Origin of the sequence: Providencia rettgeri, from assembly GCF_013702265.1 — a bacterium.
Lineage (GTDB): Bacteria > Pseudomonadota > Gammaproteobacteria > Enterobacterales > Enterobacteriaceae > Providencia > Providencia zhijiangensis.
In genome coordinates, this window is sequence record NZ_CP059348.1 from 2,176,328 (window position 1) to 2,198,787 (window position 22,460).

Below are 22,460 nucleotides of genomic sequence, written 5' to 3' on the forward strand. Positions count from 1 at the left end.
GCTTTTTCTGAATACTGACTATCACAATAACTGAGAAACTGGCTAAAAAACTTGAGAAATAACAATATTAAGCGTTAATAAAGAAAAAACGCCCACAAGAGCTTTGAATATACTCAAAATTCTGCAGGCGCCATAAACATAGATTAATTGAGCATTTGGCGGATCACATAATGCAAGATCCCACCGTGTCGGTAATATTCCATTTCAGTTGCCGTATCGATGCGGCAACGAGTATTCACCTCTTTCACTTTACCATCACCATATGTAATTTTGACGGTGATATTTTGACTTGGTGTCAGAGACTGCAAACCGGCAACATCAATACGCTCATCACCTTTTAAACCAAGGGTTTTGCGCGTTTCGCCACCTGTAAATTCTAATGGAATCACCCCCATACCAATTAAGTTAGAACGGTGAATACGTTCATAGGATTCAGCGATCACCACACGAACACCCAATAAATTAGTGCCTTTTGCTGCCCAGTCGCGGCTAGAGCCTGAACCATATTCTTTACCTGCAATAATGGCTAACGGGTGTTTTTGTTGCTGATACAGCATCGCCGCATCAAAGATAGCCATCTGTTTGCCTGTTGGAATATGTAAGGTATAGCCACCTTCTACACCCGGCACCATTTCATTACGAATACGAATATTGGCAAACGTGCCACGCATCATGACTTCATGGTTACCACGACGAGAACCGTAAGAGTTAAAATCCGCAACCGCCACACCGTGCTCTTGGAGATAACGCCCCGCTGGACTTTCCTTCTTAATATTCCCTGCCGGAGAAATATGGTCAGTCGTCACAGAATCTCCGAGAATAGCGAGAATGTTTGCCCCGTGAATATCAGCGACAGGCTTAGGTTGCGCAGGCATGTTTTCAAAGAATGGTGGATGGCGAATATAGGTTGAATCCCCTTGCCAATGGTAGGTTGACGAGCTTTCAACATCCAACGCACGCCAAGCTTCATCCCCTTCAAAAACCGCGTTATATTCCTTATGGAACATATCGGTTTTGACTTTCTCAACCGCGCTGGCAATTTCCGCGCTGGATGGCCAGATATCTTTCAAGTAGACAGGCTGCCCCTGTTTATCCACACCTAAAGGGTCGGTTTTTAAATTAACGTGCATATTGCCCGCTAGTGCATAGGCAACGACGAGTGGCGGTGATGCCAGCCAGTTGGTTTTTACCAACGGATGAATGCGCCCTTCGAAGTTACGGTTACCTGAAAGCACAGCTCCAACCGTCAGATCAGATTGCTTAATCGCCTCTTCAATTGGTGCAGGTAACGGACCGGAGTTACCAATACAGGTCGTACAACCATACCCCACAAGGTTAAAGCCCAGTTGATCAAGATAAGGGGTTAATCCCGCTAGCGCGAGGTAATCAGTCACGACCTTCGAACCCGGCGCGAGAGAAGACTTAACCCATGGCTGACGAGAAAGCCCTTTTTCTATCGCTTTTTTCGCCAGTAAGCCTGCCGCCATTAATACGCTAGGGTTAGAGGTGTTGGTACAGGATGTGATAGCAGCGATCACTACCGCACCATCGGTAAGGTCGAATTCCTGCCCTTGAAAATTCACGCTAGGATGCGCGTGCTTATCTTGTTTATTCAGCTCTAAATCCACAGCACCTTGGAATGCTTTCGGAACTTGGCTCAGTTCAACGCGGTCTTGTGGACGTTTAGGCCCCGCAAGGCTCGATTCGACCGTCCCCATATCCAGTGCTAAGGTACTGGTGAAAATCGGTTCATCCCCTGGATGGCGCCATAAACCTTGTTGCTTGCTGTACGCTTCCACCAGCGCGATTTCATCATCTTCACGCCCTGTCAGTTTCATATACGCAAGGGTAATTTCATCTATAGGGAAGAAGCCGCAGGTTGCCCCATATTCTGGTGACATATTGGCAATGGTCGCGCGATCGGCTAATGGCAGGTCGGCTAATCCATCCCCATAGAATTCAACAAATTTACCCACCACACCATGCTTACGTAGCATCTGAGTGACGGTTAATACCAAGTCTGTCGCGGTGATCCCTTCTGCTAATTTACCGGTTAGCTTGAAGCCCACCACATCGGGGATCAGCATGGAAACAGGTTGCCCCAGCATCGCGGCTTCTGCTTCAATTCCGCCAACGCCCCAGCCTAATACCCCAAGGCCGTTGATCATGGTGGTGTGAGAGTCAGTTCCAACCAAAGTATCGGGATAAGCAACTAATTTTCCGTCAACCTCTTCATGCCAAATCGCTTTACCGAGGTATTCAAGGTTAACTTGGTGGCAAATCCCCGTTCCCGGCGGTACCACCCTAAAGCGGTTAAACGCTTTTTGTCCCCAACGTAAAAATAGGTAGCGTTCGTGGTTACGCTTCATTTCGATTTCGACGTTGTCATCAAACGCTTGGGAATTACCAAACTCATCGACCATTACTGAGTGGTCAATAACTAAATCGACGGGAGATAACGGGTTAACTTGATTAACGTTACCACCAAGGGATTTGACAGCTTCACGCATGGCCGCAAGGTCGACAACCGCGGGAACACCGGTAAAGTCTTGCATCAGCACCCGCGCAGGACGATAAGCAATTTCTCTATCTGCATGGGCGTTTTTTTGCCAATCGATAATGGCTTGGAGATCGGCGTCTACGACGGATTTACCGTCGATATGACGCAGTAGGTTTTCGAGTAGAACTTTGAGGGATTTAGGAAGTCTCGCCCCGCTGCCTAATTGTTTCTCTGCAAGGGCAAGACTGAAGTAATTATACTGTTTGTTACCGACATTCAGTGTTGCTGCACTGTTTGTTTTTAAACTCAACGACATAACTCCTCCTTGGCGTTTTTATCACCTTATTTTTTTACGCAGTATTATTAATCATAGTCCTCATAATCATTTCCTCTATAGATTTTGTGCCAATTAAAGAATAGGAAGCTCAATTTCTTTGAAAAATTCTTCGATATCTTCGTTGTTACGCAAGGCAATGGCTTTATCCACCACATCACGCGTGAGATGCGGGGCAAAACGCCAAATAAAATCATACATATAGCTACGCAGGAAACTGGTACGCTTAAAACCGATTTTCGTGGTGCTGTAACTAAACTTATCGCGCATATCGATAACCACGAGATCTTTATCCACCTCAGGATCCACCGCCATGCTGGCGATAATGCCAATCCCTAAACCGAGCTTCACATAGGTCTTGATCACATCCGCATCTGTGGCAGTGAAAATAATTTTGGGTTCTAAGCCCACTTTTTGAAATGCGACATCCAGCTCTGAACGCCCAGTAAACCCGTGGGTGTACGTCACAATTTGGTATTCTGCAATATCTTCAATCGTAACATTCTTTTTCTCGGTCAGAGGGTGCCCTTTAGGGACAATCACACAACGGTTCCAGTGGTAGCATGGCAACATAATAAGGTCGCTGTACAGATGGAGCGCTTCTGTTGCGATAGCGAAATCACTATTCCCTTTGCAAACTTCTTCAGCGATTTGGGTTGGCGAGCCTTGCTGCATATGCAAGGAAACATGAGGATAACGTTCAATAAAGGTTTTAATCACCGGTGGTAAGGCATAACGAGCTTGGGTATGCGTCGTGGCGATTTTTAAACTACCGCGATCAGGAATGGTATGCTCACCGGCGACAGAGCGGATGGCCTCAATTTTGGAGAGCACTTCACGGGAAATGCGTACCACTTCCTCACCGGCTGGAGTCACATGCGTCAAATGCTTACCACTACGCGCAAAAATTTGAATGCCTAGCTCATCTTCCAACATTCTGACTTGTTTACTGATCCCTGGTTGGGAAGTAAATAACCCTTCTGCTGTCGATGAAACATTCAGGTCGTGATTCACCACTTCAACAATATATCGCAGTTGCTGTAACTTCATACTCGCTCCACCTCTTACAGGAAATCATTTCTGCTATAGCTAAAAAACATTACATATAACAAAAAGTAATATTGTTTAATTTATATATAACCAATATAACATCAAACTAATGAGAATAAACAGTATGATGATATTATTTCATCTTGCTGTGAAAAAAAGACGGCACCCAAGTAAGGTATTGCAAAGTCAGATTATTTTTTTCTTCGACTATGCTTGAATAATTAGCATACGAATTTTATTTCCATTTTTGCGGTGAGCATCCTATTTAGACTACAGAGAGGTTATCTAGATGCGTATAAAAGTTTTAGCCCTGATGGTCGGTTTATCAACCCTATCCTTTGCGCCTCACTTATTAGCAAAAGAGCTATCTTACGGCCAGCAAAAAATCGTGTTATCTGACACCATCGTACCGGGTAATGATTTTTACCAGTACGTTAACCATGATTGGATTAATAAAGCGAAAATCCCAACGGGCATGCCACGAATTAACTCTTTCGTGGATTTGTATTTAAGTACCGAAAAGCAAACTCAATCGATTATCGATGAATTAAAGCAAGCCCCTGAGAGCAGCTTGGATCATAATCAGAAAAATATTCGTAACTTATATTTGAGTTATTTAGATGAGGCCAGCATTGAAAAAGCGGGTTTAACGCCAATCAAATCCGACTTAGCGGCCATTGCTAAAGCCAAAGATCATAATGATATTAGCCGTCTGATGACGCTGCCGGGTTATACCTCCGTGCTCTCTTATTGGGTGGATTTGGACGCCAAGGCGCCAGATACGTATATTCTGTATCTTGGTCAAGGTGGGCTGGGGTTACCTAATCGTAATTACTACCTTGACGATACCCCGCAAATGAAAGAGATCCGCAAAAACTACATTGCGTATATTGCGACTATCTTGAAATTAGCCGGCGAAAAAGACGTTAAGAAAAAAGCGCAGCAGATCTTCGACCTTGAAAAATCCATTGCTGAAGTACATTGGAGCCCAGAAGCTCGCCGTGACACCATCAAAAATTATCACCCTATGACCCTCGCTGAAATGAAGAAATTTACCGATGGTTTTGCGTGGGATAGCTTTATTCAGCACTGGAAGTTAACCGATCAGCAACTGGCGAAAGTGGTGGTTGAGAATGATACGGCGGTAGAAAAAACGGCGCAGATTTTTGCCAAAACCCCGGTTTCAGTCTTGAAAGATTATCTAACGTTCCAGTACGTGAACGACCATGCCAGTTATCTGAACAAAACCTTATCTGATGCACGCTTTGATTTTTATTCGAAAAAACTCAATGGCGTTGAAAAACAGCGGACTCGTCAAGAACGTGCACTTCAAACGGTCAATTCCCTGCAAGGTGAGCCTCTCGGACAGATTTATGTAGAGAAATATTTCAATCCACAATCTAAAGAAAAAATCCAAGATTTAGTCAGTTATGTGCGCGGTACCTTTAATGCACGCCTGAAAGATAATGATTGGATGGATGAACCCACCCGCCAAGAAGCGCTGAAAAAATTAGAGCAGTTTACGGTTAAAGTCGGCTACCCTGATAAATGGAATGATTTTAGTAGCGTTAATTTGAAACCAAATACGTTGATGGATAACTATAAGCAAATGGAAGCGTGGTCATACAACGATGCCATGAGCAAAATTGGTCAACCTGTCCGCAAATGGGAATGGGGTATGACACCGCAAACCATCAATGCGTATTTCAATCCAGTGCAAAATGAAATTGTGTTCCCTGCGGCTATTTTACAAGCACCATTCTTCGACCCAAATGTGGATCCTGCTTATAACTACGGTGCCATCGGGGCAGTAATCGGTCATGAAATGGGCCACGGTTTTGATGACCAAGGCAGCTTATATGATGGCACAGGCCAGTTACGCAATTGGTGGAGCGACAGTGCCAAAGCCCATTTTAAAGAGAAAACGGCCAAGTTAGTGGATCAATATAATGGCTTTACCGTCGATGGCCAGAAAGTGAATGGTGAATTGACCCTCGGCGAGAATATCGGTGATTTAGGTGGCTTAAATATCGCGCTAAGCGCCTATAAGCAATTTGCTAAAGAGAACTACCCAAATGGCGAGCCTCCGATTATTGATGGTATGACTGGCTTGCAGCGTTTCTTTATTTCCTGGGCCAGAACCTGGCAGGAGTTGTCGAATAAGGAATCTGAGCGCAACAAGATCCTCACCGATCCACACAGTCCAAATCAGTTCCGCGCTAATGGTGTTGTCCGTAATATCGATGATTGGTACACCACCTTCGGCGTTGATAAGGATAATGCCCTATACCTCGAGCCGGAGAAACGAATTAAGATTTGGTGATTGATTAATCGGTAAGATAACGTTGAAAAGCCTCTTGGATAAGAGGCTTTTTCTATTTAAGTCTTTTTATGACCGATAACATTGCCATTCATTCTAAATAATTCGTATTAGAACAAGGCGGCTAACACGGATATCTCCGGGAGCATACAAAAGTATGTGAGCCGAGTAGCCAAGTGACGCCAACGCAGTTATCACGCGAATTATACTCCAGAAACTTCCTTCTAAATAATTCGTGCTGTAGCAAGGCGGCAAATGAGCTAATCCCTAGGAACATACACAAGTATGTGACTAGGGTTAGTGAGTGTAGCCAACACAGCTACGGTGCGAATTATGACGAAGGAATGATGCCGCAAGCCATCCTAGCCCCACCACCGCCTAAAACCTCTGGATGATCGGAATAATTATCCCCACCCGCATGCACCATCAGTGCGCGGTTTTGGACATCTTTCAAGGATTTTAATTTTGGCGCTAACACGCTGTAGGTAGCATTACCTTGGCTATCAACCACTAAGCCCGGTAAATCTCCGAGGTGGCCTGTTTTGTCATAAGGTCCTTTGTGAACCCCGGTTTTGGCTGGATCTAAATGTCCGCCCGCTTTTAATGCTGGTACGGTTTTACCGTCTTTTTCACCCGGTTCGCAACTTGGGTTTTCATGTACATGGAAACCATGCACGCCACCCGCTTGCAAGCCTGAGAGTTTAGGCGTGAAGAGTAATCCGTATTCAGTTTCAGAAATCACCACTTCACCAATAGCTTTACCCTCACCTTTGGCTGTCGCTTCTTTCAACTCTACCGTGGTTTGTGCCGCATACGCTGCGCTAGTTGTGAATAGTGCCGCTAATAAACATAATTTGAACTTCATACTGCCTCCAGTCATTCACTGTGATTATTATCCTTAAGCTAAACGTTAGCATAATAAATGAATGAAAATGGGCGATTACTGCTTTTGTTATGTGAGAGCTATCGAATTATGAATAAAAAAAGAGCCCAGAGGGCTCTTCTATTTGATTCCAGATTTGGCTTTGGCTTTTATTTTGAACTTCGTTACAGAATTCCAAACTATTATTCTAAATAGTTCGCGTTAGAACAAGGCGGCTAGCGCGGATATCTCGGGGAGCATACATGAGTATGTGACCCGAGTAGCCAAGTGACGCCAACGCCGTTATCACGCGAAATATGACGAATAATTACTCTTTGGGTTTCCATTGCCCATCCACATAAAACGCACTCCACCCCGTCGCCTTGCCATCTTTCTCGGACGAAACATATTGCTGTTTTGTCTTGCGGCTAAAGCGAACCACTGTTGGGTTGCCTTCTTCGTCTTGTGCTGGTGCTTCCGCTAAGTACGCCATTTTTTCCGGTAGTCTGTCTTTAAATCGTTGCAGTTCTGCGACTAATGGCGCACGTGTTTCCCTTGATTTCGGGAAGGTGTTTGCAGCGAGGAATACGCCAGCTGCACCATCTCGTAACACAAAATAAGCATCCGATTTTTCACACGGTAATTCAGGTAACGGTACTGGGTCTTCTTTCGGTGGTGCAATTTCACCGCTTTTTAAGATCTTGCGGGTATTTTTACACTCTTCGTTGGTGCAACCCATGTATTTCCCAAAACGTCCCATTTTCAGGTGCATTTCAGAACCACATTTATCACACTCAATCACCGGACCATCGTAACCTTTGATGCGGAACTCGCCTTCTTCGATTTCATAGCCTTCACATGCTGGGTTGTTACCACACACATGCAATTTACGACCATTATCAATCAGGTAGCTGTCCATCGCAGTGCCACATTTTGGACAACGACGTTTTGCTCTTAAGGCGTTAGTTTCTGCATCGTCGCCTTCGAGGATGTTTAATACTTCATCTTCAGGGATAAGATTGATGGTTTTCTTGCAGCGCTCTTTTGGTGGCAATGCATAGCCAGAGCAGCCTAAGAATACCCCTGTGGATGCGGTACGAATTCCCATATGACGTTCACAGTCAGGACAGATAATCGAAGTGATCACCATTGGGTTGGTACGCATGCCGCCTTCTTCTGGATCTTTTTCTGCGACATCAAGCTGCTTGCTGAAGTCAGAGAAAAATTCATCCAACACCGCTTTCCACTCTGCTTCATGATTCGCAACGTGATCTAGCTGGTTTTCCATGCGAGCGGTAAAGTCGTAGTTCATCAGGTCGTTGAAGTTTTCTTCTAAACGGTCTGTAACGATTTCACCCATTTTTTCCGCATAGAAACGGCGGTTTTCCACTTTTACGTAGCCACGATCTTGGATCGTTGAAATGATTGCCGCATACGTCGATGGGCGACCAATACCACGTTTTTCTAATTCTTTAACCAAAGAAGCTTCACTAAAACGCGCTGGTGGCTTAGTAAAGTGCTGGCTTGGTAGTAATTCCAGCAATGATAATTCAGCACCCACTTGAATCGCAGGTAATGTTTTATCTTCGTCATTTTTACGTAGTGCTGGCATGACTCTTGTCCAACCATCAAAACGTAACGTACGGCCTTTGGCTTTTAATTCGAAATCTCCCGCTTTCACCGTTAATGTGGTGGAGTCGTATTTTGCTGGGGTCATTTGACATGCAACAAATTGATTCCAAATTAACTGGTAGAGGCGCTTCGCATCATTTTCCATGTCTTTCAGTGAATCAGGTAATACATCAACACTGGATGGGCGGATAGCTTCGTGCGCTTCTTGGGAGTTATCTTTACTGGTGTAAACGTTGGCGTCTTTTGGCAAATACTGAGCGCCAAAGTTATCGGAAATATAACCACGTACCATGTTCACTGCATCTTGGCTCAAGTTCGTTGAGTCCGTACGCATATAAGTGATGTAACCCGCTTCATATAAGCGCTGAGCCATCATCATAGTTTTCTTCACACCAAAGCTTAAGCGAGTGCTCGCCGCTTGTTGGAGTGTCGACGTGATAAACGGTGCACTTGGTTTACTGGACGTTGGTTTATCTTCACGATCAATTACTTGATAACGTGCTTTTTCCAGTAATTTAACCGCTGCTTCCGTTTGGACTTTATTAACAGGTTTAAAGGCTTTCCCCGCTTGGGAAGTCACTTCTAAACGTAAGTTAACGGCGTTTTTATCCGCTAAATCCGCATGGAGCTCCCAATATTCTTCAGGAACAAACGCTTTAATTTCACGTTCACGCTCAACAATAAGTCTTACTGCGACGGACTGTACGCGTCCAGCAGATAATCCGCGCGCCACTTTTTTCCATAATAATGGAGAGACCATATACCCAACAACACGGTCCATAAAGCGACGAGCTTGCTGAGCATTAACACGGTCGATATTCAATTCGCCCGGACTTTCAAATGCTTGAGTAATTGCATTTTTAGTGATTTCGTTAAACACCACTCGGCTAAAACGAGAATCATCACCACCGATCACTTCGCGTAAGTGCCACGCAATAGCTTCCCCTTCGCGGTCAAGGTCCGTCGCGAGGTAGACGTGGTCAGCATCTTCGGCTAACGCTTTTAATTCAGAAACCACTTTTTCCTTGCCCGGCAGAATTTGATAATTCGCTTTCCAACCATGATAAGGGTCGATCCCCATGCGTTTAACTAACGCTTCTTGCGGATCCTTTTTAACTTTCTTTGTTTTGTCGGTCTTTGCTTTATCGGTAGATGAGCCTGTACTCTTTGGTGAGCCGGATTGTGAACCAGAGCCGCTTTTCGGCAGATCACGAATGTGGCCAACGCTGCTTTTTACAACGTAGCCACTGCCAAGATACTTATTGATCGTTTTGGCTTTTGCCGGGGACTCCACTATAACAAGAGCTTTACCCATATTTACCTTTACCTACTATCAACGAAGGCGCATTTTTCTATTCAAATGCGCAAAATGAGAATCTCTTTTTTATATTGCGACAGAATCACAATATATCAATATTTTTTCGCACAATAATTTGTAACGAAACGAATTTTATCCATCAGTCACATTATTTTGTAAAGCATACAAATTGCTCTAGTTGACTGATTTTAACCACATAATGCAGTTTAGCCGCATTGAAAAACACACACTGTACCTGATAAAATGCTAGAAGCAACCAATTATTTTTTCAAGAGAGGCATTCTATGAACAATGAGATTCAAACTATTTCAAAGCAAGAACTGCTTGAAAAAGCCAACGAAATCATCAAAAACCACGATGAGTACCTTGATGGCATGTTCGTGGATAATGTCGAGCAACATCGCGATGTTTTAGTTTTCAAAGGCGAATTCTTCCTTGATGAAAACGGGATCCCATCCCTAAAAAGTCCAGCAGCTTTTAATATGTATAAGCATTTGGCGCACCTATTTTCTGATAAGTACCGACTGCAAGAATCAGAATAGTCATAAAAAAATACCGGCTTTTATAGCCGGTATTTTTAAGGGTAGTTCAACATAAATATTGTGTCATGAATATTCAGTGAACATTATGGCTTTTTTATAAAAGCGGCTTTTGCCCACGCTGCCACCAGCGTAATAATAGCTTATCCGCACTCTCTGCAGCGCTACTGGTAAAGCGCTCTACCATTTTCTTGCTCATCACAAAACGGATGCTGATAATTTCTTTGGTTTCGATTGCATTGATGATCAAATCATCACTAACACCAATTTGGTCAACGAGCCCTTTCTCTAGCGCTTGCGTTCCATACCAATATTCGCCTGTTGCCACCGCTGCAATATCAAGAGATGGACGATTTTGATGAACAAAGTCTTTAAACAGTTCGTGAGTTGAATTCAGATCTTCAACAAATTTCTTACGCCCCTGCTCTGTATTTTCGCCAAGCATCGTCAGAGTACGTTTATATTCCCCTGCTGTGTGCAATTCCACATCCACATCGTGTTTTTTCAATAATCGGTGAATATTTGGAACCTGAGCGACAACACCAATAGAGCCTATAATAGAAAACGGTGCCGCAACGATTTTATTCGCGATACACGCCATCATATAGCCACCACTTGCCGCAACTTTATCAACTGCAATTGTTAGCGGGATATTTTTTTCTTTCAATCGCATCAACTGAGAAGCTGCTAAGCCATAGCCATGGACTAAACCACCTGGGCTTTCTAAACGTAGTAAAACTTCATCTTGTTGATCCGCAACTGCCAGAATTGCACTGATTTCTTCACGTAAAGAGCTAACTTCACGTGCATCCATACTGCCTTTAAAGTCTAAGACATATAAGCAAGGCTTTTTGACGGCTGTTTGCCCCATTTTCGCCCCGGCTTTCTCATTTTTAGACTTGGCTTTTTCCTGCTTTTTAAATGCCTTTGACCACGCTTTTTGCTCAGAATCATTCATTTTGATCTGCTGCATTTGACGTTGGCGTTCACGGTAACTTTCACCTAGGTCAGTAATTTTTAACGTGCCTTTACTTCCTTGACGTCTCATACCTACGCCAAATACAAATACTGCAATCACAGCAATGGCGACCACAATAGTGACCACTTTTGCTAAAAACAGTCCGTACAAAGAAAAATACTCCACAAGTTGATCCTTCTAATATTTAACGCTAATAAAAAAATGATCGCATGATTGTTCATAAACAACCAGTAAAAAAACTGTTATCAATAACCACAGACATGAAACAAATGTGGTAAATTGCCCTCCCGTGCAATCTACGCGATGATAACCTTCAACGCGACTCATGACGATAGGAAAAATTATGCTTCATTATCAGCCTAGACAAGATCTTTTAAATGGTAAAACTATCTTAATTACTGGCGCTACCGACGGGATTGGTCAAGAAGCAGCATTAACGTATGCACGCTTTGGCGCCTCTGTCATTTTATTAGGCCGTAACCCGCAAAAATTAGACGCGGTTAAACAGCAAATTATTGACTCTACCGGCGCATCCGTAGAAACCTATGTGATTGATTTACTGACTGCAACTGACGAAACTTGCCAAGTTATCGCTGACGATGTTGCCAAACAACACCCTTATTTAGATGGTGTATTACATAGCGCTGGCTTGCTAGGAAATATCGCACCAATCAGCGAGCAACCCACTCAACTCTGGCATGACGTCATGCAAGTTAACGTCAATGCGGGCTTTATGCTCACACAAGCATTACTTCCTTTACTAGAAAAAGCTCCTCGCGCATCGTTGATTTTCACCAGTTCAAGTGTCGGTAAACAAGGGCGCGCTAATTGGGGCGTTTATGCCGTTTCAAAATTTGCAACTGAGGGTTTAATGCAAGTCTTAGCCGATGAGTACCAAGGCTCTGGATTACGCATTAACTGCATTAATCCTGGGCGCACCCGTACCGCTATGCGTGCAGGCGCTGCACCCGGTGAAGATCCAATGACCTTAAAAACACCTGCCGATATTATGCCGACTTATCTATACTTAATGGGTGATGATAGCGCCGAGCAAACAGGAACCAGCGTGGACGCTCAGCCCAATTTAAAACCGATTAAAGCTTAAAATCGACTGAAACGGAGCAAACCATGAGCCAAGACCGACACGAAGAACGCCAACAACGTTTAAAGCAAAAAGTGGATGAGCGAATTGAAGCCGCCCAGTTGGAGCGCGGGATCCTGATTGTCTTCACTGGCAATGGAAAAGGAAAAACGACGGCAGCATTTGGCACCGCTTGTCGCGCTGTCGGTCATGGCAAAAAAGTGGCAGTTGTCCAGTTTATTAAAGGGGGTTGGGACAATGGCGAACGCAATCTTTTAGAGCCTCACGGCGTCCCCTTTTATGTGATGTCCACAGGGTTTACTTGGGAAACGCAAAACAAGCAGACTGACACACAAGCTTGCCTTGAAACTTGGCAGCATGCAGTGGAATTATTGCAAGACCCTCAATATGACTTGGTGATCCTAGACGAGCTAACCTACATGGTCAGTTACCATTATCTTCCTCTTGCTGAAGTAATGAATGCATTAAGTTGCCGCCCTGAAAATCAATCCGTCATTATTACGGGTCGAGGATGCCACCGTGATCTATTAGATTTTGCCGATACGGTGACAGAAATGCGCCCTGTTAAACATGCCTTTGATGCGGGGATCAAAGCGCAAAAAGGGATTGATTGGTAGCCACTGGCAACATACTCGTTAGCTGCCACAGGCTATTTCGGTGCTACATCCAGTTTTAAAACCCCAGCACTAAAAATAGCGGCGGTTTGCGACAAGAATTGCAAATATTTTTGTCGCTCTTCAAGACAATTATCTCCAGTTTCCCATTGGCTATAGAGCTCAGCCATATTCGATACGGCTACATGATATTGATTATAAAAGTTCTGTTTTTTTTCTGGGTCAGAGGATGCTCGGTAATCTTGAATCAGTGTGTTCACTTTCATCGCGTACTGCTGGATTTGCTGATCTTCAAAAACAGGAAGTGTGACAAGATAGTCAAATGTTAAACTCACCGTATTGTTTTGTACGGGTTCATTTTGACGCACAACCAGTTGCGTCATTTGCTTATCATCCGAAGAAATCGCCGTAATTAATTCTGAATAAGAGAAACACTTTGTTTTTATTTTACTAACTGTCGTTAGCGAATTTAATTCATCAGGGATCCGTGTTCCGATCGGGTAATCACAGTTGAATACGTTATTATCAATAATGAAATCATCACTACTCTCAACTCTCCCTTTTACTCGATAATCACCCACAGTTAATTCCTGTATGATTTTATTATGAATAGAGGGAATTCCATTATTACCGTATACAAAGCCATAAGAATAATAAAGATGCTTTTGGGGATTTAATATCCCCCCTTTATTACCAGGGTAAACCATAAAATAAATGTGCTGGCCTTCTCCGGTTGTCATGGAATGTAAGCCTTGCTTTAAATACAAGCTACCCACTGACGCTTTCGGGATCACCATCAGTTTATTATCAATAAAAAAAGAATAATTTTCCGACGAGTCATTACTAAAAAAGAAGCGCCCACTCTCTGAAGTATGTGGTTGATAAACATCACAACTTGTTATGCCAAAACTCAATAGTGCTGCATATTTCGCCGACTTTGCACATAACATAAACATTAAAACCTTTTATTGTTTCATTATGATAAAAATAGATTAGATGGACGAGTTGTACAATATAAAAGCCTCATAATGTGACAGATACCTTATAAACTCTTGATTGGCGTATTTTAAGTTTTAAATATCAAAATAACAAAGAAGTAAAAGTAATAAGTGGAATAACCCAGCCTGTTTTTACTTTATCACTTTCTAGTCAAAAAAAGACAACCAATAAATAATAATTTAAGATTAGGATAGTTTATTTATATTATCGGAAATGATTGTTTGATTTTAAGTCAATTTTTCCATAACAAACCAATTGCTAGATAAATGAAAACTGAATGAATTAATAATTGAAGTATTCAAAAAGAGTAGCAGATTATTTCGCTATTCTATTTAACTGAAACAAAAATAAAAAAGGCTATGGCAAATACCATAACCTTTATTTTTAACCATTCGAATAACGTTATACGATTAGATTCGAGTACGACGTTTAGCCGTTGGGCGTGAAGTTTGGCGCTTCGCAGCTGGACGAGATGCCACTTGAGTGTGACGTTTCACAGCACGGCGAATTTGGTTAGCTTTGATGCGGCGCTGATCACGCTCAACAGACACTTTACTTTCTGTTTCAACATCCAGTTCAACTAACTCTCTTAAATAGTTAGTTTGCTCTAAACCTAATTCAGTCCAACCACCACGTGGTAAACCTTTCGGTAAATCAATATCTCCGTAACGAACACGGATCAGGCGGCTCACTTGCACACCAACAGATTCCCATAGACGACGAACTTCACGGTTACGACCTTCAGTTAAGGTGACGTTATACCATTGGTTCATTCCTTCACCACCGCGATACGACACAGTTTTAAAGGATGCCGGACCATCTTCTAATTGCACGCCAGTGGTTAACTGACGAATTTTTGCATCCGTGATTTCACCAAATACACGTACTGCGTATTCGCGTTCCACTTCACGGCTTGGGTGCATTAAGCGGTTAGCTAATTCACCATCGGTTGTAAATAACAATAAACCACTGGTGTTCACATCTAGACGCCCTACAGCAATCCAACGAGCCCCAGTCAGTTTTGGTAAACGGTTAAATACCGTTGGGCGACCTTCAGGATCATGGCGCGTGCACAATTCCCCTTCCGGTTTGTAGTACGCCATCACGCGGCAAATTTCTTTTTCTGGCTCTTTTATCGCTAAGACTCGACCATCAAGACGAATTTTTGTGGAGGCTTTGACTTCAACACGGTCACCCAATGTTGCCATTTTGCCATCAACACTAATGCGGCCTTCTTTCAATAGACCTTCGATTTCTCGGCGGGAGCCATGCCCTGAACGGGCAAGAATTTTTTGTAACTTTTCAGTTTGTTGCGGTTTAGAACTCATGAGATCCTCAGCTGTCGCCTTCACAGGCGTCAAATAGCTTTTTGCACGATTAAAACACGTCTCACTCAATTAACAAGTCTTGCGTCATCGGCAAAAAGTGATGAATTTGAAAACCTGCGCATTATACACAGGTTTATTGTGATCCCCTATGACTAATCGTCTTTCCTGAAAGAATGCACCTTCAAGGAAGACTGGCTTATTCAAATGGGGTTGGGTCGCCAGTTCCGACACGGGCGACAACTGGTGTGTCGTCGGTAAAATCAATTACCGTGGTTGGTTTTTGCCCGATGTAACCACCGTGGATCACTAAATCCACTTGTTTATCCAGTAAGTCGCGGATCTCTTCTGGATCAGATTGGGTAAAATCATCTCCCGGTAAAATCAAGCTAGTGGACATTAATGGCTCACCCACCGCTTCTAACAGGTCGCGGGCAATAGGGTTTGATGGTACGCGTAACCCAATGGTTTTACGCTTTTCGTTCATCAAGCGACGAGGCACTTCTTTGGTGGCTTTTAAAATAAAGGTGTAATTACCCGGTGTATTGTTTTTGATTAAACGAAATACGGTGTTATCCACATGGGCATAATTAGAGATTTCGGATAGATCACGGCACATCAAGGTAAAGTTATGGTTTGAATCCAATTTACGGATACGGCAAATACGTTCTAGGGCATTTTTTTCTTCTAAACGACAACCAATGGCATAGCCTGAATCTGTCGGGTAGACGACAACACCGCCTTTATTCAGGATCTCAACGCTTTGGCTTATCAGCCTTGCCTGAGGGTTGTCCGGATGGATATAAAAAAACTGGCTCATAGTGACCTCTATAGTTGAGTATCGACAGCATCATCCGGTGAACGACCTAAAAATGGCACTATCTATCTGTTCTTGCAAAACAAAACGGTTCTTACAAAACACAATGGTCACAATAATATCTTTATCAAATAATATTGTGACTCAATAAAATAATTCATATACAGACTATTTTACACCCAAACCGTGATCCATCAACGAATTAGGTAATATTCTTACAAACTAGGGGGTTTTAGCTGCCCGTCAATTCACTTTATCCCTCATTCACTTTATCCCAGAGGGTCCAAACGGCTTGGTCATCATCAGGGAGCCATAAATTCCGCCCTAACTCAATCCACGAACAAGGGCGATGGAAGTCTGATCCAACAGAGGTTTTCAAGTTTGCCTCTTGTGCCAACTCTCCTAAAAATCGCTTCTCATTTGCTGGTTGCTGGCAATGAGAAATTTCCATCGCATCCCCTTGGCAGGCTTTAAAGTGATCGATCAGGCGTCTCAACCATTTATTCGATAATTGATATTTTGATGGATGCGCCAGAACCGCGACACCGCCAGATTGATGAATGGCATCCACGGCTTCTTGAATGCTGCACCACTGAGCAGGTACATAGCCAGTTTTTCCTTTCGCCAGATAGCGCTTAAACACATTATTGATGGTTTTCTCTTTGCCAATTTTGACAATATACTGCGCAAAATGCGCACGTGTGACCTGTCCGCCACCTGAAATCGCTTGGGCATTTTCCCACGCATCCTCAATCCCCGCCTTTTGCAAGCGACGACCTATCTCAATCCCGCGTTCTAGACGGCGTTGTGATTGCTGCGTGAGTAACGTTTCCATTGCTGGATGACTCGGTGAAAAATTCAATCCAACAATATGAATTTCAATATTTTCCCACAAGGTGGATATTTCAACCCCGTTAACTAATGTTAATGGACGTGAATTATCAGCAAGATACGCTTTGGCAGCAATTAAGCCATCACAAGTATCATGATCCGTAATTGATAAAATATTCACACCCATTGCTATCGCACGTTCGACTAACTCAGCGGGAGGCAATTCTCCATCTGATGCATTCGTATGGCTATGTAAGTCATAGCGAGTCATTATTGGCGTCGAATCTTGCGACATAGTGTTACCTTCTCCCTTTCGACTTAACGAAAATTAAAAATAAATACAAACTGCTATTGACACAAATCACGCGATCTAGTTTACTAGTACGCAAGATTGCTTGTATTCAAAAGAATTAGTATTCAAAAGCATTTAAAACTTAATTTGTTTATCCAGTGAGGCATGTATGACTATTTTCAATTTATCAAATCGTTGGTGGCGCGACTTCCCAAATTGGGCGGAAGCCGCACGCGCATAAATTGTTAATGCCTCAGTGCCGAACCCGCCCTCAACCAGCGGGTTTTTTTACGTCTAAAATTAGCTTAAGGCAGCAAAATGAACAAACAAAACACCACATTAGCACATTTTAATCATCTGGATAGCCCAATTAACTATCAACCGGATCCTACGTTGTTATTTAATCACCTGTGCCAGAATAAAGCCGCTACCATGCTGTTAGAGTCGGCTGAAGTCAACAACAAAGCCAATTTACAAAGCCTGTTAATCATCGACAGCGCATTACGCATCCGTGCATTTGGTCAACGGGTTGAAATTGAAGCGTTAACTGAAAATGGCCAAGCCCTATTGCCTTTAATTAATGTGCAATTAGCCGAGAAAGCAATTTCTCGCGATTTAACCACAAACCATCTGACCGTCATCTTTGCTCAACCAGAAAGCCAATTAGATGAAGATAGCCGCTTAAAAAGCGCATCATGTTTGGATGTATTACGCGCATTGCCTGCAGTGGCGCAAGCCCACTTCCCGAAACCAGAAATCCTGTTTATGGGCGGATTATTTGCCTATGACTTAGTGGCAAATTTTGAAGCATTACCAGAAGTCGCAGCCACAAACCAATGCCCAGATTTCTGCTTTTTTGTCGCTGAACACTATTTAGTGATCGACCATCAGAACCAAGCTGCGCGCTTAAAAAGCCTGTTATTTACCGCAGACACCCACATCGTCGAACAAGTAAAACAACGCCACAGCGACATTATCGTTGCGTGCCGCCCTTACTTACCCGCATTACCTCTGGGTGAACAAGACAACTTCAGCGTCACTATCAATAAAAACGATGAAGAATATGGGCGTGTAGTTAATACATTAAAAGAAGCCATCTACCGCGGTGATATTTTCCAAGTCGTCCCATCACGCAAATTCAGTATGCCATGTGCACAACCGTTGATTGCCTATCAAAAACTTAAGGCGCAAAACCCAAGCCCGTACATGTTCTATATGCAAGACAACGATTTCACCCTGTTCGGTGCTTCCCCAGAAAGCGCGTTGAAATACAGCAAACAAACTCGCATGGTGGAAATCTACCCAATTGCAGGTACTCGTCCTCGTGGACGTAATGCGCAAGGAAACATCGACTTAGATTTAGACAGCCGTATTGAATTAGCCATGCGTACCGATGAAAAAGAGCTGGCCGAACACATTATGTTAGTGGACTTAGCCCGTAATGATTTAGCACGAATTTGTGAAGCGGGTAGCCGCTATGTTGCCAACCTGACCAAAGTTGACCGCTACTCTTTTGTCATGCACTTAGTTTCCCATGTTGTTGGCACGTTACGCAGCGATTTAGATGTTTTCCATGCTTATCAAGCCTGTATGAATATGGGGACATTAACCGGCGCGCCGAAAGTTAAAGCGATGCAACTGATCGCAGAATGTGAAAAAGAGCGCAGAGGCTCTTACGGCGGCGCTGTGGGTTACTTTAATGGTAAAGGCGACTTTGATACTTGCATCGTTATTCGTTCCGCGTATGTCGAAAACGGCATTGCCACCGTTCAAGCTGGCGGAGGCGTTGTCCTCGACTCGTCTCCACAAGGTGAAGCCGACGAAACTCGTAATAAAGCCCGCGCGGTGATCCGCGCCATTGCCCAAGCCCACCAAGTTGAGGAGTTATTTTAATGGCTAATATCTTACTACTCGATAATGTCGACTCCTTCACCTACAACTTGGTCGACCAATTACGCTCTGGTGGTCATCACGTGGTGATCTACCGCAACACCGTTAATGCGGCACATGTTTTATCTGTATTGAATCAGCTCGATGATGCGATTTTAGTCCTTTCACCGGGCCCTGGAAAACCCAGTGACGCGGGCTGTATGCCGGAAGTACTTAAATCAGTAATAGGCACCATTCCTGTCATTGGCATCTGCTTAGGGCATCAAGCCATTGTTGAAGCTTATGGCGGAACAGTCTCCCCTGCAGGTGAAATTTTACACGGCAAAGCATCAATGGCGACCCACGATGAACAAGCCATGTTTACCGGCTTAGAAAACCCTATTTCAGTGGCTCGCTATCACTCTTTAGTGGGTAGCCAAATCCCTGAATCATTAACTATTTGCGCACAATCCAATGGCATGGTCATGGCGGTGCGCAATGATGAACAGCGAGTGTGTGGATTCCAGTTTCACCCCGAATCCATCTTAACCACCCAAGGAAAATTGTTGTTAGAAAATACGGTGGTATGGGCGCTTTCTTCCCCCAACAAAACAACATCACATTCGCACTAATGGGACACAGAGAGCCAATCATGCAAAACATTTACGATAAATTATTTAAGGCGCAAGCGTTAACTCAACAAGAGAGCCAATATTTATTTAACGCAATTATTCAAGGTGAACTCACTGAGCCCCAACTTGCTGCCGTCTTGATCAGCATGAAAATGCGTGGCGAACAACCACAAGAAATTGCCGGTGCTGCATTGGCATGCTTAGAAAACGCCCAACCTTTCCCACGCCCTGACTATCAATTCAGTGATATTGTCGGCACAGGAGGAGACGGCGCCAACAGTATTAATATTTCCACCGCCAGCGCATTTGTGGCGGCAGAATGTGGGATCAAAGTCGCGAAACACGGCAACCGCAGCGTTTCCAGTCGTTCAGGTTCATCGGATCTACTCGCCGCCTTTGGCATTGCCTTAGATCTAAGCGCTCAAAGCGCCCGTGATGCGTTAGACGAGTTAGGCTTATGTTTCTTATTTGCGCCGCAATATCACAGTGGATTCCGCCATGCCGCGCCTGTGCGTAGCCAATTAAAAACCCGTACTTTATTTAATGTTCTGGGCCCATTAATTAACCCAGCTCGCCCACCGTTAGCTTTAGTGGGCGTCTATCAAGATTCATTGGTTGAACCGGTAGCAAAAACCATGCAAATGCTTGGGTTTACCCGCGCTGCTGTGGTACATAGTGGAGGGATGGATGAAGTTTCACTTCATGCACCAACCCATGTCGCCGAGTTAAAAAATGGTGAGGTTCAGCAATATACTCTGACAGCTGAAGATTTTGGCTTAGCCCCTTATCAGCTGAAAGATTTGGAAGGCGGTACCCCAGATGAAAACCGTTTTCTACTGACACAATTATTACAAGGTCATGGTCAAGCTGCTCATGAAGCTGCTGTCGCCGCAAATGTCGCCATGTTGTTACGTATTAATGGCTACGAAGATTTAAAAGAAAACAGCGAACACGCACTCAATATTATTCGTAGCGGTAAAGCATTTGACCGCGTTCTGGCACTAGCTGCAAGGGAGCACTAAGATGAAAGGCACTGTATTACAAAAGATTGTGGATGATAAATTTGCCTATTTAATAGAGCGCAAACAGCGTCAACCGCTGGCAAGTTTTCAATCTGAAGTGCAACCTGCTCAACGAAATTTCTACTCAGCCTTACAAGCGAAGCGCCCTGTGTTTATTTTAGAGTGCAAAAAAGCGTCTCCATCCAAGGGGCTTATCCGTGAAGATTTCGATCCTGCAGTGATTGCGGGCATGTATGCCCCTTATGCTTCTGCAATTTCAGTTTTGACTGACGAAAAATATTTTCAAGGCAAAATGGATTATTTGACCATCGTCAGCAATACCGTGAAACAACCCGTTCTGTGCAAAGATTTCATCGTTGACCCTTATCAGATATACCTTGCTCGCTATTACCAAGCGGATGCCATTTTATTAATGCTGTCCGTATTAAATGATGAACAATACCTTGCCCTTGCCGATGTTGCACACCAACTGAATATGGGCGTACTCACCGAAGTGAGCAACGACGAAGAGCTGGAACGTGCGATAACATTGAAAGCCAAGGTGGTTGGGATCAACAACCGCGATCTGCGCGATATGTCTATCGATTTAAATCGTACACGTCATCTCGCTCCGCGTTTACCGGCTGGAACCGTGGTGATCAGCGAGTCAGGTATTCTTCAACATCAACATATTCAAAGCCTTGCGGATGTCGCGAACGGCTTCTTAATTGGTAGTGCTCTGATGGAGCAAGCGGACTTACCTCAAGCACTGCGTAACCTGCTGATTGGTGAGCATAAAGTGTGTGGATTAACCCGTGAACAAGATGCTAAAGCCGCATTTGCTGCAGGCGCTAACTTTGGTGGACTGATTTTTGCTGAAAAATCCCCCCGTAAAGTGACACTGTCACAGGCAAGGCAAATTATTCATGCTGCACCACTTAAATTTGTGGGCGTTTTCCGTAATCAATCCGCAGATTTTGTGGCGCATATTGCCCAACAATTGGCGTTGCATGCGGTTCAGCTACACGGTGATGAAGATAATACCTACATGGCACAATTACGTGAAATGTTGCCAACTCACTGCCATATTTGGAAAGCGCTGAATATGGCTGATAGCCAAATCGTCGATTATGACCCTGCGTTAATTGATTTACTGCTATTAGATAACGGCGCGGGTGGTACAGGAAAAACCTTTGATTGGTCATCAATACCAACAAATAGTGGCCACAAACTGATGGTGGCTGGCGGACTTAGCCCTGAAAACTGCCAGCAAGCCGCCCAACTCGTCTGCAATGGGCTTGATTTTAACTCCGGCATTGAAATCGAACCGGGTATTAAATCCGAACAAAAATTAAACCAAGTCTTTGATGCATTGAAATCAGCCCGTATGGCGATTTAGCACAAAGCCATATTAATCATACTGAACATATAAACTTAAAATGGA

At 43.8% G+C, this 22,460-nt stretch carries 15 protein-coding genes, 1 pseudogene and 1 other annotated feature; of the genes and pseudogenes, 7 read left to right on the top strand and 9 right to left on the bottom strand.

The features are described from left to right. Nucleotides 1-143: 143 nt before the first annotated feature. Both acnA and cysB read right to left on the bottom strand, forming a co-directional pair. On the bottom strand, nt 144-2,816 hold the full coding sequence (gene acnA / locus H0913_RS10025; RefSeq protein ID WP_181477195.1) for an aconitate hydratase AcnA: 2,673 nt from the start codon (nt 2,814-2,816) through the stop codon (nt 144-146). 93 nt (nt 2,817-2,909) lie between these two features. After that, nucleotides 2,910-3,884 carry an HTH-type transcriptional regulator CysB gene (gene cysB, locus H0913_RS10030; protein WP_154603748.1) on the bottom strand — a complete coding sequence of 325 codons (975 nt, stop codon included), beginning with the start codon at nt 3,882-3,884 and terminating at the stop codon, nt 2,910-2,912. A gap of 289 nt (nt 3,885-4,173) precedes the next feature. On the opposite strand from cysB, the gene H0913_RS10035 reads away from it, so the two are divergent. After that, nucleotides 4,174-6,207, top strand: a complete 2,034-nt coding sequence (locus H0913_RS10035) for a M13 family metallopeptidase (RefSeq protein WP_181477196.1) — start codon at nt 4,174-4,176, stop codon at nt 6,205-6,207. 328 nt (nt 6,208-6,535) lie between these two features. On the opposite strand, the gene sodC is transcribed toward H0913_RS10035, so the two are convergent. Both sodC and topA read right to left on the bottom strand, forming a co-directional pair. Next, nucleotides 6,536-7,069, bottom strand: a complete 534-nt coding sequence (gene sodC / locus H0913_RS10040; protein WP_154603746.1) for a superoxide dismutase family protein — start codon at nt 7,067-7,069, stop codon at nt 6,536-6,538. Nucleotides 7,070-7,394: 325 nt separating this feature from the next. Then, nucleotides 7,395-10,013, bottom strand: coding sequence for a type I DNA topoisomerase (gene topA, locus H0913_RS10045; protein WP_181477197.1), 2,619 nt, complete (start codon nt 10,011-10,013; stop codon nt 7,395-7,397). Nucleotides 10,014-10,300: 287 nt separating this feature from the next. Between topA and H0913_RS10050 the strand changes: the two genes are divergently transcribed. Then, entirely contained in the window at nt 10,301-10,558 is a 258-nt protein-coding gene (locus tag H0913_RS10050; RefSeq protein WP_154603744.1) for a DUF2498 family protein, read from the top strand. Between the two features lie 94 nt (nt 10,559-10,652). On the opposite strand, the gene sohB is transcribed toward H0913_RS10050, so the two are convergent. Next, entirely contained in the window at nt 10,653-11,699 is a 1,047-nt protein-coding gene (gene sohB, locus H0913_RS10055) for a protease SohB (protein ID WP_181477198.1), read from the bottom strand. Nucleotides 11,700-11,877: 178 nt separating this feature from the next. Here sohB and H0913_RS10060 point away from each other — a divergent pair, with 178 nt between their 5' ends. After that, complete coding sequence (locus tag H0913_RS10060) at nt 11,878-12,639, top strand: YciK family oxidoreductase (RefSeq protein WP_181477199.1); 762 nt, start codon at nt 11,878-11,880, stop codon at nt 12,637-12,639. A 23-nt stretch (nt 12,640-12,662) separates the two neighbouring features. After that, nucleotides 12,663-13,253, top strand: a complete 591-nt coding sequence (gene cobO, locus H0913_RS10065; RefSeq protein WP_154603742.1) for a cob(I)yrinic acid a,c-diamide adenosyltransferase — start codon at nt 12,663-12,665, stop codon at nt 13,251-13,253. Between the two features lie 32 nt (nt 13,254-13,285). Here the strand turns inward: cobO and H0913_RS10070 are convergent, their stop codons facing one another. The 4 genes from H0913_RS10070 to rnm form a co-directional block, all read right to left on the bottom strand. Continuing rightward, the gene (locus tag H0913_RS10070) at nt 13,286-14,206 is read right to left on the bottom strand and encodes a hypothetical protein (protein WP_232368779.1); all 921 of its coding nucleotides are present in this window, start codon (nt 14,204-14,206) and stop codon (nt 13,286-13,288) included. 453 nt (nt 14,207-14,659) lie between these two features. Then, the gene (gene rluB, locus H0913_RS10075) at nt 14,660-15,577 is read right to left on the bottom strand and encodes a 23S rRNA pseudouridine(2605) synthase RluB (RefSeq protein WP_036956541.1); all 918 of its coding nucleotides are present in this window, start codon (nt 15,575-15,577) and stop codon (nt 14,660-14,662) included. Between the two features lie 196 nt (nt 15,578-15,773). Further along, on the bottom strand, nt 15,774-16,394 hold the full coding sequence (locus H0913_RS10080; protein ID WP_154638435.1) for an L-threonylcarbamoyladenylate synthase: 621 nt from the start codon (nt 16,392-16,394) through the stop codon (nt 15,774-15,776). Between the two features lie 250 nt (nt 16,395-16,644). Continuing rightward, nucleotides 16,645-17,517: an RNase RNM gene (rnm, locus tag H0913_RS10085; RefSeq protein ID WP_154603740.1), complete on the bottom strand. Its 873-nt coding sequence runs from the start codon at nt 17,515-17,517 to the stop codon at nt 16,645-16,647. 187 nt (nt 17,518-17,704) lie between these two features. Then, nucleotides 17,705-17,806: a sequence feature (Trp leader region), on the top strand. Nucleotides 17,807-17,832: 26 nt separating this feature from the next. Between rnm and H0913_RS10090 the strand changes: the two genes are divergently transcribed. From H0913_RS10090 to trpCF, 3 genes and pseudogenes are all read left to right on the top strand, one after another. Beyond that, on the top strand, nt 17,833-19,407 hold the full coding sequence (locus H0913_RS10090) for an anthranilate synthase component 1 (protein WP_181477200.1): 1,575 nt from the start codon (nt 17,833-17,835) through the stop codon (nt 19,405-19,407). Beyond that, nucleotides 19,407-21,037: pseudogene (gene trpD / locus H0913_RS18655) on the top strand (bifunctional anthranilate synthase glutamate amidotransferase component TrpG/anthranilate phosphoribosyltransferase TrpD). Before H0913_RS10090 ends, trpD begins: the two are co-directional and overlap by 1 nt. A gap of 1 nt (nt 21,038) precedes the next feature. Further along, entirely contained in the window at nt 21,039-22,415 is a 1,377-nt protein-coding gene (trpCF, locus tag H0913_RS10105; RefSeq protein ID WP_181477202.1) for a bifunctional indole-3-glycerol-phosphate synthase TrpC/phosphoribosylanthranilate isomerase TrpF, read from the top strand. Nucleotides 22,416-22,460: the final 45 nt, after the last annotated feature.

Coding starts and splice junctions, on each gene's coding strand:
- acnA (WP_181477195.1), bottom strand. CDS start 2,816: ATGTCGTTGAGTTTAAAAACAAACAGTGCAGCAACACTGAATGTCGGT.
- cysB (WP_154603748.1), bottom strand. CDS start 3,884: ATGAAGTTACAGCAACTGCGATATATTGTTGAAGTGGTGAATCACGAC.
- H0913_RS10035 (WP_181477196.1), top strand. CDS start 4,174: ATGCGTATAAAAGTTTTAGCCCTGATGGTCGGTTTATCAACCCTATCC.
- sodC (WP_154603746.1), bottom strand. CDS start 7,069: ATGAAGTTCAAATTATGTTTATTAGCGGCACTATTCACAACTAGCGCA.
- topA (WP_181477197.1), bottom strand. CDS start 10,013: ATGGGTAAAGCTCTTGTTATAGTGGAGTCCCCGGCAAAAGCCAAAACG.
- H0913_RS10050 (WP_154603744.1), top strand. CDS start 10,301: ATGAACAATGAGATTCAAACTATTTCAAAGCAAGAACTGCTTGAAAAA.
- H0913_RS10060 (WP_181477199.1), top strand. CDS start 11,878: ATGCTTCATTATCAGCCTAGACAAGATCTTTTAAATGGTAAAACTATC.
- cobO (WP_154603742.1), top strand. CDS start 12,663: ATGAGCCAAGACCGACACGAAGAACGCCAACAACGTTTAAAGCAAAAA.
- H0913_RS10070 (WP_232368779.1), bottom strand. CDS start 14,206: ATGTTTATGTTATGTGCAAAGTCGGCGAAATATGCAGCACTATTGAGT.
- rluB (WP_036956541.1), bottom strand. CDS start 15,577: ATGAGTTCTAAACCGCAACAAACTGAAAAGTTACAAAAAATTCTTGCC.
- H0913_RS10080 (WP_154638435.1), bottom strand. CDS start 16,394: ATGAGCCAGTTTTTTTATATCCATCCGGACAACCCTCAGGCAAGGCTG.
- rnm (WP_154603740.1), bottom strand. CDS start 17,517: ATGTCGCAAGATTCGACGCCAATAATGACTCGCTATGACTTACATAGC.
- H0913_RS10090 (WP_181477200.1), top strand. CDS start 17,833: ATGAACAAACAAAACACCACATTAGCACATTTTAATCATCTGGATAGC.
- trpCF (WP_181477202.1), top strand. CDS start 21,039: ATGAAAGGCACTGTATTACAAAAGATTGTGGATGATAAATTTGCCTAT.